This window comes from Marvinbryantia sp. (genome assembly GCF_047017445.1).
In the GTDB taxonomy this organism is placed as follows: domain Bacteria; phylum Bacillota; class Clostridia; order Lachnospirales; family Lachnospiraceae; genus Marvinbryantia.
The window spans coordinates 150,199-164,327 of record NZ_JBKXTT010000008.1 but is presented as its reverse complement, the minus strand read 5'-3'; the positions used below and the strand labels follow the sequence as shown (position 1 = coordinate 164,327).

13 protein-coding genes are annotated in these 14,129 nt (G+C 49.6%); 2 read left to right on the top strand and 11 right to left on the bottom strand.

Features of this window, described 5'->3' with window-relative positions; genetic code table 11:
* Positions 1-5: 5 nt before the first annotated feature.
* Positions 6-389, bottom strand: a complete 384-nt coding sequence (locus tag ACLU9Q_RS11385; RefSeq protein WP_296837795.1) for a hypothetical protein — start codon at positions 387-389, stop codon at positions 6-8.
* A 353-nt stretch (positions 390-742) separates the two neighbouring features.
* Here ACLU9Q_RS11385 and ACLU9Q_RS11380 point away from each other — a divergent pair, with 353 nt between their 5' ends.
* Both ACLU9Q_RS11380 and ACLU9Q_RS11375 read left to right on the top strand, forming a co-directional pair.
* A complete protein-coding gene (locus ACLU9Q_RS11380) occupies positions 743-1,981 on the top strand; it encodes an IS110 family transposase (RefSeq protein ID WP_412624635.1) in 1,239 nt (412 codons plus the stop codon).
* Complete coding sequence (locus ACLU9Q_RS11375) at positions 1,971-2,273, top strand: hypothetical protein (protein ID WP_296928017.1); 303 nt, start codon at positions 1,971-1,973, stop codon at positions 2,271-2,273. Before ACLU9Q_RS11380 ends, ACLU9Q_RS11375 begins: the two co-directional genes overlap by 11 nt.
* A 335-nt stretch (positions 2,274-2,608) precedes the next feature.
* On the opposite strand, the gene ACLU9Q_RS11370 is transcribed toward ACLU9Q_RS11375, so the two are convergent.
* The 10 genes from ACLU9Q_RS11370 to ACLU9Q_RS11325 form a co-directional block, all read right to left on the bottom strand.
* On the bottom strand, positions 2,609-2,866 hold the full coding sequence (locus ACLU9Q_RS11370; RefSeq protein WP_412625263.1) for an AbrB/MazE/SpoVT family DNA-binding domain-containing protein: 258 nt from the start codon (positions 2,864-2,866) through the stop codon (positions 2,609-2,611).
* Positions 2,867-2,934: 68 nt separating this feature from the next.
* The gene (locus tag ACLU9Q_RS11365; RefSeq protein ID WP_330490516.1) at positions 2,935-3,243 is read right to left on the bottom strand and encodes a hypothetical protein; all 309 of its coding nucleotides are present in this window, start codon (positions 3,241-3,243) and stop codon (positions 2,935-2,937) included.
* A 42-nt stretch (positions 3,244-3,285) separates the two neighbouring features.
* Positions 3,286-3,573 carry a metallophosphoesterase gene (locus ACLU9Q_RS11360; RefSeq protein WP_330490515.1) on the bottom strand — a complete coding sequence of 96 codons (288 nt, stop codon included), beginning with the start codon at positions 3,571-3,573 and terminating at the stop codon, positions 3,286-3,288.
* Positions 3,574-3,719: 146 nt separating this feature from the next.
* Positions 3,720-4,688: an alpha/beta hydrolase gene (locus ACLU9Q_RS11355; protein WP_296835336.1), complete on the bottom strand. Its 969-nt coding sequence runs from the start codon at positions 4,686-4,688 to the stop codon at positions 3,720-3,722.
* Positions 4,689-5,003: 315 nt separating this feature from the next.
* The gene (locus ACLU9Q_RS11350; protein ID WP_296835333.1) at positions 5,004-5,312 is read right to left on the bottom strand and encodes a hypothetical protein; all 309 of its coding nucleotides are present in this window, start codon (positions 5,310-5,312) and stop codon (positions 5,004-5,006) included.
* Positions 5,313-5,452: 140 nt separating this feature from the next.
* Positions 5,453-5,644, bottom strand: coding sequence for a hypothetical protein (locus ACLU9Q_RS11345; protein ID WP_296907366.1), 192 nt, complete (start codon positions 5,642-5,644; stop codon positions 5,453-5,455).
* Positions 5,645-6,638: 994 nt separating this feature from the next.
* Positions 6,639-9,074: a beta-mannosidase gene (locus ACLU9Q_RS11340; RefSeq protein WP_296835329.1), complete on the bottom strand. Its 2,436-nt coding sequence runs from the start codon at positions 9,072-9,074 to the stop codon at positions 6,639-6,641.
* 20 nt (positions 9,075-9,094) lie between these two features.
* Positions 9,095-11,401, bottom strand: a complete 2,307-nt coding sequence (locus ACLU9Q_RS11335; RefSeq protein ID WP_296835327.1) for a hypothetical protein — start codon at positions 11,399-11,401, stop codon at positions 9,095-9,097.
* Positions 11,402-11,483: 82 nt separating this feature from the next.
* Positions 11,484-13,127: an ABC transporter substrate-binding protein gene (locus ACLU9Q_RS11330; RefSeq protein ID WP_296835325.1), complete on the bottom strand. Its 1,644-nt coding sequence runs from the start codon at positions 13,125-13,127 to the stop codon at positions 11,484-11,486.
* Between the two features lie 58 nt (positions 13,128-13,185).
* The gene (locus ACLU9Q_RS11325) at positions 13,186-14,112 is read right to left on the bottom strand and encodes a carbohydrate ABC transporter permease (RefSeq protein ID WP_296835323.1); all 927 of its coding nucleotides are present in this window, start codon (positions 14,110-14,112) and stop codon (positions 13,186-13,188) included.
* Positions 14,113-14,129 lie beyond the last annotated feature (17 nt).

The following is a 14,129-nucleotide window of genomic DNA, read 5'->3' as shown; positions in this document are numbered from 1 at the left end:
GGAAATTATTCTGCCCGCAGGCAGTGAAAAACAGCTCCGTCAAACGCGTGCATAGCTTCGATCTGCAGATATCCGTCCTCTCCCAGAGAGGCACTGATTGCGTTGTCTGCAAACATGCTGCTGATATGATAACCTCTCAGATTTTTCTGATACCCTGCAATTATCCCCTCATGCTGAAAGCTGTGTACGACCAGAAGTGCTCCTTCTTCGCTGAGCAATTCAACGATCTGATACCCCTCCGGCTTTGCATAAGAACGTACCACGGATCCGCTGCGGCTCACTCTTGCATTTCTGATAATCGGCGTACATTTTCTGTAAAGAGCGATTGCTTCTTCTATCAGCGCCCATATCTTCCGGCAGCACAGTAAATCCCATCGTCTGTGTTTCACTGTCCAGAAGATACAAAAGAACCATATTATTTACCTTATATGAACGATAAATCTGCTTCACTGCATTTTCCTCCTTCTGCTACTACAATGTATTTATGGTTAATACCCCTTACAGCCAGTAAGGAATTACCCATCTTGTTGCTTAAGCTGTTAGAATGAGTAAGGCAATAGGTCTGGCCACCTTCTACTAGGACTTTACGTCCGTAATTTAGTCAGCCAACCAGCCCTCATTCGCAGCATTCGTTTTACGCAGGTTGAACCCACAGGCGTTCGTGTGATACCCAGTAGATTGAACAGGCAATGAGTAAATCTGGTATTGACCATTGCTGATTCATTGTAAAGGAGTATCCATTATGAACGCTGTTGGTATTGATGTTTCCAAAGGCAAGAGCACTGTTACCATCCGCAGGCCTGGCGACGTTGTCCTGATGCCTCCCCGCGACATTCCCCATACACAGTCCGCTATCAACGGACTGATCGGGCAGATAAAGGAGCTTGACGGGGAGACGAAGGTCTGCATGGAGCACACCGGAAGGTACTACGAGCCGGTCGCCATGTGGCTTTCTGACGCCGGTATCTTTGTTAGCGCCGTAAACCCCATTCTCATCAGGAACTTCGGGGATGATTCCCTGCGCACTCCAAAGACCGACAAAGCGGATTCCAAAAAAATCGCACGCTATACTCTTGACCGCTGGGCAAAACTGAAGCAATATGGAATCATGGATAAAACACGCAACCAATTAAAAACCATGAACCGACAGTTCGGCTTCTATATGGCACAGAAAACTGCCATGAAAAACAATCTTATTGCCCTGCTTGACCAGACTTATCCGGGTGCTAATGACTTCTTTGACAGCCCTGCGCGCAGCGATGGCAGCCAGAAATGGGTGGATTTTGTCCATACCTACTGGCATGTGGACTGTGTCCGCTCCAGGTCGCCGGAAGCCTTCAAAAAGCATTACCAGAACTGGTGCAAACGCAAAGGTTATAATTTCAGCGCACAGAAAGCGGAAAATATCTACCATGCCTCTTCTGACCTGATCGCCGTATTTCCAAAAGATGACAACACAAAAATGCTCATCTGGCAGGCTGTGGCAATGCTTAATACTGCTTCCCGGACAGTAGAATCCCTCCGTCTGGAAATGGATAAGGCTGCTTCCGCGCTGCCGGAATATCCGGTTGTTCTGGCTATGGATGGTGTCGGGCCTACCCTCGGTCCCCAGCTCATGTCTGAGATCGGGGATGTGACACGGTTTACACACCGCGGGGCTCTGACTGCTTTTGCCGGCGTTGACCCCGGAAAGGATGATTCCGGGCAGCGCATCCGTAAAAGTGTGCCTACCACAAAGAAAGGCTCGCCGTATCTGCGCAAAACCCTGTTCCAGATCATGGACGGGCTCATCAAACGTTCCCCTGCTGACGATCCCGTTTACGCCTTTATGGATAAAAAACGGGCGCAGGGCAAACCTTATTACGTCTACATGACCGCTGGTGCGAACAAATTTCTCCGTATTTATTACGGGCGGGTAAAGGAATATCTTGCCTCACTGCCCCAGACATCCGACACGGAGGCGGAGAAGGATGGAATATAAAACATATCCCTGCGAGGTAAATTTCAGATATCTCGTCCTCAAAGGCGTGCCTGTTGTGGCTGGTTTTTTCTCCGAGAAAGACGCGGCGGATTATGCCCTGTCCATTGGAGGAACCGTCATAAAAGCGAACGAAAATCCACGCAATGCCGGAAGGATACCGAAATTCTCTGACCGCGAGAAAGATGCTATCAGAGAATGTATCGCACAAGGAATTCCCATGCGTCGTATTGCCCGGGAATTCCGATGTTCTGTAGGCTATGTTCAAAAATTAAAATGTGAACATCCCTTATAGGTGGCACAATATATGGCTTCCTTTTTTCTTAAGCCAGCGTAAACCGGTGGCTTAACGTTTATGCCCTAATTTCAACCTGTATAAAATTTTCAAAGTTCATCAATTTCTGCTTGACTTTTTATTTGCAGACTAAATATTTTTATTATATTCAATTATCCAGGGAATGCACAGTCCATTTTTTATCAAAAAAGTGCCGTTTTTCCTGTTTCTTTGATTCCATAAAAAATGGGAAGATGCCGTCGCAAAAAGACAAACATCTTCCCCTGTATCCAAAACACTTTCCGCCTTCGCGAATAATCCTCCCCTGTTCAGAAAGCTTCTTCATTGTTTGTATATTATCTTTCCTTTCCGTACCGTATTTCATCCACAAGTGCCTGAATATCATCTTCATTATAGACACCCATTTCCTCAGCGACACCGGAAAAGGCAGCCTGTGCTTTGCGGATTGCCCGGGCGGAAGCATTGCTGACTACAATTTCACCATTTGGCTTCTGCAGAAACAGAATTTTATCACCAGATTTTAGACCGAGCAGACGGCGGATTTCAACCGGAACTGTAATCTGACCGTTTGAAGAAATTTTTGCAAGGTTCATAAAATCATCCTTTCTATTCTTGAAATCTAAAGAAAACTTGAGGTTAATTTTATTATATCCAATTCACGTTAGAAAGTAAACGGAGTAAAAGAAAAATGGGCGCGCCGCGTCCGGTCACAGGCAATCCACTCGTCGAGCGTGAGCGGCGTGTAATCAGAGTACATACAGAAACAATTTATCATGTTGCATGGAATTGCGCGGACGCTGCCATCCTGCACCTCGCGCACAGTATTTTGTGTGATGTCGGAGAACTGCTCCAGCAGACGCTGGTCCACCGTGTCGTGCACATGCCCGTGCAGCATATACACCAGCGGATTCCCTTTGGAATCCACGCGGTATTGCCCGTTATAGCACATGATGGGATAGTGGCAGAGCACCACCTTCCGCTTGCTGTCATGCAGCTCCTCGTAAGGCTTGATCTACACAAACCGGTCGGCGTTGTATTTCTTGTTTTTCAGGAAACGGTCGTGATTTCCCTGGATGAGGAACAGCCGACCGTTCAGCTTTTCTAAAAGCTCGTTCGTCTCCTCCGCTTTCCCCCAGGACAGGTCGCCGAGAATGATCACATCGTCATTTTTCCGCACCCTGTCATTCCACTTTTTCAACATATATGCATTCATTTCTTCCACATCCACGAAACCGCGATGATCCATCTTTGTGTTCAGCGCTCCGTGGAAAAAATGGGAGTCCGCAATATAATATCTCATATCATTCTCCGGTCACTTGTAATTTCATGATTTGTCTCTCATTAATCTGTGGCAGACGTCCGGCGGCTTTTGCCGCGTCTATATCCGGACTCTGGCGTGTCATCAGAATTTCTTCGCGCCGCTGTCCGCTCTCTTTTATGCCGTCATTAAAAACACTCTCTGTCCAGAAAATCAAATACGGTTGTAAAATACAGCTCCGGGTCCATCTGATACGCCTGCCCGTGTCCTGCGCCCTCCACTACCAGCAGCTCCTTCGGCGTCTGGCACGCTTCGTAGACCTCATAAACCATATCCGTATGCACAAAATTGTCCTCGGATCCATGGATAAATACCATCGGCACCGTGCTCTTTGCAACCTGCTTCACCGCGGATGCCTCCCTGAAATCGTAGCCCGCCCGGATCTTCGACATCAGATTTGCCGCATCCAGCATTGGAAACGTCGGCAGGTGGAACAGATATGCCAGCTCATCCGCAAAGATATCCCATACGGAGGTATAGCCGCAGTCCTCCACGATTCCCTTCACATTCTCCGGCAGCTCCTCGCCGGACACCATCATCACAGTCGCGCCACCCATCGAAACGCCGTGCAGGATAATTTCCGCCTGCGGATCACGTGCAATGATAAAATCGATCCACTGCAGGACGTCCTTGCGGTCCAGCCAGCCCATACCAATATATTTTCCCTCGCTCTCTCCATGAGCACGCATATCCGGCGTCAGCACATGATATCCCTGCTCTCCATAAAAGCTGGCAATATTCTGCGTATCCGACCGCTGCCCCGTGTACCCGTGAATCCCAAGCAGCCACCGGTGACTGTCTTCGTCGCCTGCAAACAGATCGCCCTTCAAAGTCAGACCGTCCTCCGACGTAATCGAAACTTCCTCCACGGTCGTGCCCGCCAGCCACGCCTCCTTCTGCGCATTTATCGCGGCAAGATTTTCCGCTATGACATTTCCCGCCTCTTCCGAAATCTCCGTGGGCGGCGCGACGTCTTTTTCCACATTCTCCTCGCGCACGATCGCAAAATCCACCAGATAATTTCCGGCGAACAACAGTACCGCTGCCGCTAATACCACCAAAATCAGCAGCAGCTTCAGCCAAAATTTTTTCTTCATAAACAATCTCCTCTGATTAATATGATACAAAATCTTAACCAGTATAACACACTTTAAGAGATTTCTGAAGCTTTAATATGTTTTTCCCACCTTGCTTTCCTCTCTATCGTTCTTCCACCGGCAGATTGCGCCAGATACCCACGGATACATAACAACGACAGAAGCTGTAGCTTTCGCCACAGCTCCAATTTATGATATTGCCTGCATTACAGCCATGAGGCTTTTCCCCGGTCAATCAGTTTCTCACCTATACCTGCTTCATGGATTTCAGCACATTTCTATGCCTGAAGGAAAGTTATTCATTTACTTAAAACATTATTTGCCTTCGAAATCTGCCTCCCCATCATAAGAATCCATGCCTCGAAGCCTGCTTCTGAGTGAGATTGCACCCGCAACTATAAAAGTGCCGTAGGAAGTCTTAACTTCTGTCTTCGCATTAGAATCCACGATCGCAGCGTCAATTTTCTGGAAGCGTTCGATCAGATCGTTGATCTGTTGATAAGCCGCCTCCGCTTCTTTCGCATACTCCGCCCTATCGATTCGCTTTGCATATACTTTTTCCTCATTTGGCTTAATTGTATCTACGAAGCATGCGGAGACCTGTTCCATACAGAACTGAACCATAAGTACAGAAAACGCCTGCAGATATGCAAGATGCTGTATTACTAAAATTCAAAAGTTTATAAAAATTTTATATTTTCACTTCCAAACTTGAGATACAACTTTCACATAAAAAATTTCGCAATCTTTAGACATTTTTCTTCTTATAACTGGTACTGCAGCAGAAGTTCCTCGCGGTATGCCGGATCAGACGCTGCTTTGGCAAGCTCCGGAATACGGTTTTCTGATATTAATTTAAGGTTCAGTTCCGAAAGTCTCCTCATGCCCTCATTTTTTCCTTTTATCTCCCGCCTGATCAGCTCATCTGCAAACAATTCATATAATGCTTCACACATAGATATTTCAGCTCCCTTCTCTATCCGGTTTGCCCTGATGAATGCATTCATAAATTTCTGATACAGTGATTCCTCTTTATGTAATGCATATGAATCTGCAAGTTTCTGTAACGGAATCCCCGGCGTCAGCTCATTTGTAAGACACCGCAGCCACATATATTCGTCCGCTGAAAGCTGCGGCAGGACGACAAGCTGTACCGGCATTGGTTCTGTATGTATATCATACATCCCCGGAGCAATTTTTTCAATAGCAAAAGGCAACTTTTTTTGAATATGCTTTATGAGATTGCGCGGGTAATAATGTGTAACCAGCATTATGAATAATTGATCCAGTACGCTGGAAGACCCCATATGCTCTGGGAGACTGTATGCATACGATAATACCTTGTAATAATTGATAATGCTCATACTTTCACCAGGACCTTTATAATCAATCAGATTATATTGCCGGAAGTTCCGGGCAATTGCGGCATCAATCGGTGGCGCGCCTGGTTTCTTTGTGATAAGACAATCGATACGCCTGGACTGTCTGTTTAAAACAAACTCCGATTCAAACGTCAGAATATCCCTGTAGGATTCCAACTGGATCTGTAAGCCGGACATGAAAAAATCATGCCAATTAATTGAATCAGACAAATAGTAACCCCCTCATATAACTTTTTTCGTCACTTTCTTCCGGAAAATGTTCAGCAGAACTGCTTTGAATTATAGATAAAATCATATTATCACAAGGTCTCTTGTTTGTCAACATATTATATGAGCGAGTCTATATATTATAAGAAGAGAGGCGAAAACGTAGTTATGTTTTGTCTCTCTTCTTCTTTTCGTTTTAACGAAAAGATTATGAAAATCTGTCTGCGTAGCCTCTTTTCCTTCCAGGCAGCGGTTTCTCTGCCCAGAAGTGAGAATGGTATGGATGCCCCGCTCCGCTATGCCGCCAGCGCGGATTCTGCGGAATCCACACATGCCTCTAAAATATACTCCATAAATACCTCTACCGAATATCATACACACTGCGCAAACGCAGCTTTTCAATATCTCCGGAAAGCATCTTCACACGCTTTTCGCCCGCATTCATGTCAAAATAGTTATCCTCCAGTATCAGATCCTCGTTTTCATTTAAGATTTCCACGCTCTTTGCGTAGGCGTGCGCTCTCACAATAATTTCATCGCCGTCGATCTCATAAGAAAGCTTCGGGTCCTCGTAGCGGAAATATTTCGGATAGGAGAAAATCACGGTTCCGCTGGAAATAATTTTTCCGTCCTTTTCCATTTCATAGCTCACATATTGAGAGAAGATATCCGCCTCCGGCAGCTCCATTTTGTCAAGCCACACACTGGTAAGCGCCGGAACCTCCACGTCTTCCTCCCACTGCGACACCACCGATGCATCCGCGCTGCGCAGCGCCCATCTCACATGCACCTTCTCCGCCCGGCGTGTCTCGTTCGCCACATTCAGACGGATGGATTTCTCAAACACAAAGTGCTGGCGATTCATATCCGCCTCCTGCGACATCATGCCCTCCTCCTGACAGGAAATCATCAGCGGCGCAAAAAAGCGTTTCGCGTAATACTGCAGCGCCTTCAAACGTCCGCAGTAATCGATAGACGCCCACGATACTACCGGCCAGCAGTCGTTTAGCTGCCAGTAGATCGCGCCCATGCAGCGTCCGCGGTTGCGGCGGAAATGCTCCACGCCGTAGCGGATCGCGTCCGCCTGCAGAAGCTGCGACGCGTAGATTGCCAGCTCAAATCCGGACGGATACAGGTAGGTCTGCTGCATGTAATTCATAATCTTTCCGTTCGCGCCGTACTGCCGCTGGTGCTTCTCCATAATATAGGAAAAAATATTCATATCCCTCGGATCGTCTGTAAATGTCTCCACCGTCTTTTTGCTCGGGAACGACTGGAAGCCGAACTCCGACGCATAGCGGAAGAAATATTTGCGGTACTCGGAAAACGGCTTGTTTCCGTGCCAGACTGTCCAGTAATGTACATCGCCCCGGTCCGGGCTGTTCGGCTCGTCAAAGGAACCGCCGGACGATGGGCTTGCGGGCCAGTAGAAGGTCTGCGGATCATACTCTTTCAGTACATCCGGGATCAGCTCCTCGTACATGATCAGATAATCGCGCACCTCGGTCTTTTTCGTCACCCAGTGATGATTTTCCCCGACGAACATTTCCATCTCATTGTTTCCGCACCACAATCCCAGCGAAGCGTGATGACGGATACGTTTCACATTATCAATAAATTCCTGGCGGATATTTGCCTTAAATTCCGGCGTAAGCTCATACACCGCGCAGGCAAACATGAAATCCTGCCACACCATCAGCCCAAGCTCATCGCAGAGGTCGAAGAACCAGTCCTCCGGATAGTAGCCGCCGCCCCACACGCGGATCGTGTTGAAATTGGCAGCCTTGCACTGCAGGAGCAGCTTTTTCGTCGTCTCCGGCGTCACGCGCCCCAGAAGGTGATCCTCCGGGATATAGTCGGCGCCCATCGCAAAAACGGTGATGCCGTTCACCTCATGCGCAAAGCTCTCGCCCCACTGATCTTTTTCAATATGCATCGTCAGCGTGCGCAGACCGATCCGGCGCTCCCAGATGTCCAGTGCTTCATCGCCTGAGAAAAGCGTCACCTTCACGCCATACAGCGGCTGACTGCCGTATCCGTTCGGCCACCAAAGCTCCGGCTCCGTGATCAGCAGCTCCTTCGGGGAATTTTCCGCCCGGAGCACCTCACCGGAAGGAGCCGTGATCTCCACCGCATAATGAAGCTTTGCGCCGGCAGCAGCCGTTTCCGTCTCCACCTTAAATTCCAGCGTAACCTGGCCGTTTTCATGCTTCTGCGCAACATATACATTATCAATGCGCGCCCGGTCGATCCCGATCAGCGATACCTTGCGGAAGATTCCGGCGTCCGGCAGATGCGCACCCCAGTCCCAGCCAAACATGCAGTGTGCTTTGCGGAGATGTACAAATCCGTCCATCGCATCCTCCGAGCCGAGCGTGCGGCATTTTTTAAATTCTTCCTGAATATACTTCGTTGGGGAGTGCAGCACCACGCGCAGCGCGTTGCCCGTCTCCTTCAGAAGCGCTTTCACGTCATACTCCCAGACGCGGTGCATATTGTATGCACTTCCCACCTGCGTTTCGTTTACATAAATATCTGCAATTGTGTCGATCCCGTCAAAATGCAGCAGAACCCGGTCTTTTTTCAGCATCTGTGCATCACAGTCGAACACCGCCTGATATTCATAGTCGAAATCCATCAGCGCAAGAGCGCGGATTTCGTTATCCTTCCAGAACGGATCCTCCATATTTCCGTTGCGGAGCAGGTCCGTGTACACTGTTCCCGGAACCACCGCGGGCTGAAACTCCTCCCCCGCTTTTCTAAACTGCCATCCTTCTGTTAAAAATTGCTGTAACATTATTTTTCCCACCTGTTTTCTTATATTTGTTCGCCGCTCACCCACACGGCTTCGTGCGCGCCCAGCACGCCGCATTCCGCATTCACACCTGTGCTCTCCTGCACGCCGCATTCCATATTGCCGCCGATATGCCCGCAACATTCTCTGCTTCCGGCACGATCCATCCTCCGGCGCTCCCCATTGGTATAGATCTCCGTTCGGTACCTTTTCGGCAGCCTGTAAGGCGTCGGGCGGTGGTTGACGATCACCATGCCGTTTTCAAAAACCCCCGTCTCAATGCCGCGCTCGCAGATACCGCTCGCCGGGGTAACATGACGCGCGAGAATATCCTTTATCAGCGTCGTGCGCGAGAGCGCAAGCGGATACATCTCCCTGTTGCCCTGCGCATACGGCACATGCGGGATATTTTTCGAGGCATACGACGCGCCGATCTGTACGCCGAAGGAGTAAACCGTCCCCTCATACACCGCCACGCAGCATCCGCCGCCGTCCACGTAAGGCGCACGCTCCTGCCCGCCCTCATAGCGGCAGAATGTCTCGCCCTGCGGGATGATCGTTTTCCCATAACGATAGGGCTTTTTCTCACATTCTATTCCACGGATGCCAAAGCAGTTTTGGGCAAGCTGATCGCCCGGTCCGTGCAGCAGCGCGCCGCCCGCGCGCACCCACGCTCTGATTGTTTCCTCCATCGCTTCGTGCTCCGCTGCAAAATAGCAGTCGTTTGCCGGAACGATCAGCACCTTGTATTCCTTTAGCAGACCGCGCCCGATCTCATGATTGCTGATGACGTCCGCCTGATAGCCGAGGTCGCAGCAGATCCGGTACCAGCCGAGCAGATCAAGCCTGCGTATCTTATTATTTCCCACCTCGAACGGCTCCAGATGCGCCATCTCCGACGGAAACAGAATCGCGATTTCCTTTTTGCGCACGCCGCCGCGCAGCGGGATCACCTCTGCGCACCAGTCATTCGCCCTGCGCAGCGATTCCAGGAAGCAGTCGTCCATGCGGTTCATCACGCCGCCGTCGTCCAGCCCGTTCATGCCGTAGCAGTTGTAGCCGTCCATGCCGCAGGCAGTCATGCTTCCGATAATCTCCGCCGGAGAAAGATGCGCATAAATATCATTGTAGATATACCTTCCCCAGTAAATGCCGCCAATAAGCGGCTTTCCCTCATTCATTACGCGCATCATGCTGTGCTGGCAGGAAACCACGTAGGCATCCGGCAATCCGTCCGGCGTCACCGGAACCGTGATAAAATGACAGGAATCCACATAGGGCGCCAGCGCATAAATATCAATTCCGCGAACCGCCGTGTCCCAGAGATCGCTGAACTCGTTGTCGATATCCTGCTGCGATCTTCCGTAGATATTAAGAAAATATCCCCACTGCGTCATATCCGGGCAGAGAAACAGCTCCGGGTGCTTCTCTTTCAGCATCGGACCGATCTTTTCAAAGTAGAGCGTTATCTCCTGAATTTTCCAGAGCGCGTTGTCCCGCCAGACGTAAAACCGCGCCGTGCGGTTCTTCACATCCTCCTCGGTATAAAAAGGAGTCTCTGAATATCTTACACCATACCAGTATTCCTGTGGGGATAAATCCGCAAAATTTTCCGCGCAAATTTCATAGCGGCGGTTCAGCTCGCCGATATCGCCGTGGTACAGCCCGCGCAGGAAGGAAAGATAGCGCGCACGTCCCTCATCGTCAAAGCTTACCGCGACCACCGGATCCCACATGCTGCACACCGGAACCACCTCGCACGCTCTATTCGAACTTTCATACCCATCATCCCCGATTTTTTCGCTCCGGCTTTCGCACCCATCATCCCCGATTGCCTCACTCCGACTTTCGCACCCATCATCCCCCAGCATACACCGCTCGCAGCCGTCCCCATAGCGATCCATGATCCGCTCCACATGCTCCTTCATGGACCCCTGCGCCTTCGGTGACCAGTATTTGTACCAGCGCCCCGGCGTGCCGTCCAGATACGAAATCTCCTCTCCAAAGATCGGCGGGCTAAACCGGATATGCGGATAGAGATTATCGCCGTTCAGATACAATAAGAGAAAATTGTATGCCAGTCCATGCCGGTGCGCCGAGCGTCCCATATACTCCTGCATTTTCACATATTGACTGGCGTCGCCGCCCTCGCAGCGCTCCTTAAAATCCTCCCACGCCTTAGTGTCAAACATCACGCTGTTGTAGCCAAGCTTCTTAATCAGCGCCATCGTCTCGTCTATAAATTGTTCATCGTCAAACGCCGGGCTGTAAAAATTCCCGAAAATCACATTCATATATGGACGGTTGTCCGTCCTGCTCGTCAGTCGCATCACTTCTGCCTCCTGCCTGCGGTCGGAAAAAGCTGACGCACAGTAATCTATGCCATGCGCCAGCTCTTTTTCTCTTTCTATTTTATTCTGCTTCTGTTGCCGCCTCAGTTACCTCTTCTGCCGCCGCATCCGTGGTTCCCTCGGTTGTTTCTTCTGCCGCTGTTCCTTTTTCCGCCAGGAATGCATCGACCTGTGCCTGCGCCGCATCCAGTATATCCTGGAAGCCTGCCGCCATCAGTTCTTCCTTGATCTTCGGAACAACCACTGCCGGATCCTGCACGCCGGTCATTACCTCGCTCTTATAGCGCAGCCAGATTTCACGGCAGTTTGCAAGCTGGTCAGCGATCTCGGTGGTATCAAAGGTGAATCCAAGCATTACAGAGGAAACTGCCTGCTCGTTCAGCGCCTTAACCTCGCCCCACTGATCGTTTGTATCGGTCTCGATCGGAGTAACTGTGAAGAAGGTACCCTGCGTATAGCCGGCCATTGCCCAGTCCTCATTGATCTTGTGTACCATTGTCTTGCCGTCTACATCAATGTATTCGAAGTTTACGCCTTCCTCCCCGTAGAAGAACATATCTCTCAGTTTCGTGTCTACGTTTACAAGATTCAGAAGCTGTAAGCATTTCTCCGGATATTTGGAGTTCGTGGAAACCATGTTCAGAGAACCGCGAACCGTTTCGTTGGAGAGGATGGTGTCGCCAACCTTTGCCACAACAACCTCTTTGCCCATCTGCGGACCCCAGGAGGTGGTAGCTGCAGACTCCCAGCCCTGTGCGATACGCCACATATTGTAAACACGTCCCTCTGTCAGAGTAGAAGCATCCGGGTTGATGATGCCCTTCTGATACCAGTCATAAAAGGTCTCCAGTGCGGAGTAAACATCCGGCTCCTCCAGTGTGTAGCAGACCTTACCGCTCTGGTCGTCATATCTTACGCCAAGGATCTGTGTGCCTGCGCCAAGCTGATCATACGGGTCGAAGATGGAATAAACACCGTCGTTCTTGATGTATACCGGGTAATCATTCTCCTCCGCTTTGAGCTTTTCAAATACCGGCGTAAGATCCTCCAGATTTGTCAGATTCTTGTAGTCGATATCATACTTCTCAACCAACTCTTTATCCCAGATCGCATAGTTGGAAATGGAGCTGTCCTTATAGGAAGGCACGCCGTAGATCCTGCCGTCCACACGTACTGCTTCCCAGTATTTCTCCGGCATCAGCTCATTGAACTCCGCCATGTTTGCGTCGAGCATATCGGTGATATCCGCATATGCGCCGAGCTTGATGTCCGCCGTATAGTTATTGCCGTTTCCGAAGATGATATCATACGGCTCGTTTGTACTGATGATAATGTTTCTGCGGTTGTCCCAGTCGCCCCACGGAATAACCTCCATCTCCAGATTTACGCCGATCTTCTCTCCGATGTAATCATTTACTTTTGCGATCCAGGTATCATAGTTTGTCGGCATACCGTTGCCGATGGTGATCCACTTCAGATTTACGATCTCATCCGCAGAAGTCGCCGCCGCTTCCTCCTGCTTTTCCGTTTCTTCAGCCGCAGCAGCGTCATCCGTTTGTGCGTCGTCTGTCTTTTCCGCTTCCGTCGCTGCCTCTGCTGCTTCCGTTGTCTTTGCCGGCTCTTCCTTTTTGGAGCCGCAGCCAGCCAGTGCGCCTGCCGTCATAACAGCAGCCATACCAAGTGCTGCAATTTTCTTTGCTTTCATAATCTTGTTTTCCTCCTTTTTTTGTTATTAATAGTTTCCACCTGCACTACACTTTTCATCATTCTTTTACAGAACCGATCGTCAGACCAGAGATAAAGTATTTCTGGAAGAACGGATAGGTACATGCAATCGGAACGATAATGATGATCGCGATCGCCATTCGCACGGACTCTGTCGGCATATTCATCTTGTACTGCTGCAGTGACAAACCGCCGTATGGATTGTTCGCGATGTATTCGATGTTTTTCTGAATGTTATTCAGCAAGGACTGTAAGGTCTGCAGGTTCTTGTCCTGAATGTACAGGGATGCCTGGAACCAGTCGTTCCAGTAACCGAACGCTGCAAACATGCCGATCGTCGCCATAACCGGCTTGGAGATCGGAAGCACGATGCTTGACCAGATGCGGAACTGTCCGGCTCCGTCGATCTTCGCCGCCTCGATCAGCGCATCCGGCACCGTCGTCCGGAAGAATGTCCGGCAGATCGTTACACTGAACGAGGAACATGCCAGAGGCAGGATCAGCGCCCAGATGGTGTTTCTCAAATTCAGAATGTTATTTACAACTACATAAGATGCCAGCATACCGCCGTTGAAAACCATCGGGATGAAGATCATCCAGGTGTACAGCTTTTTCAGCTTGTAGTTTCTTCTCGATGCAACATATCCCATAGAGGTTGTTAAACAAATTGTGATAATCGTACCTATCACAGTTACCAGCACGGACATGAAGAACGCTCTCAGGATCGTGCCGCGCTCGTTCCAGAGGAACATGTATGCCGAGTTGGAAAGCTCCTGCGGGATGATCTGATATCCGCCTACGCGGAGCGCTTCCTCGCTTGTGATCGAGATAGAAAATACAAACAGCAGCGGGAAGATACACATTAATCCCAGTATCAAAAAGATTATGTTGAATAACACATTTGTTGACGGCTTGATCTGGTTAAAGGAAGACTGCTGCTCCACTACTTTATTCTTTTTCGCCACTTTGCACACTTCCTTTC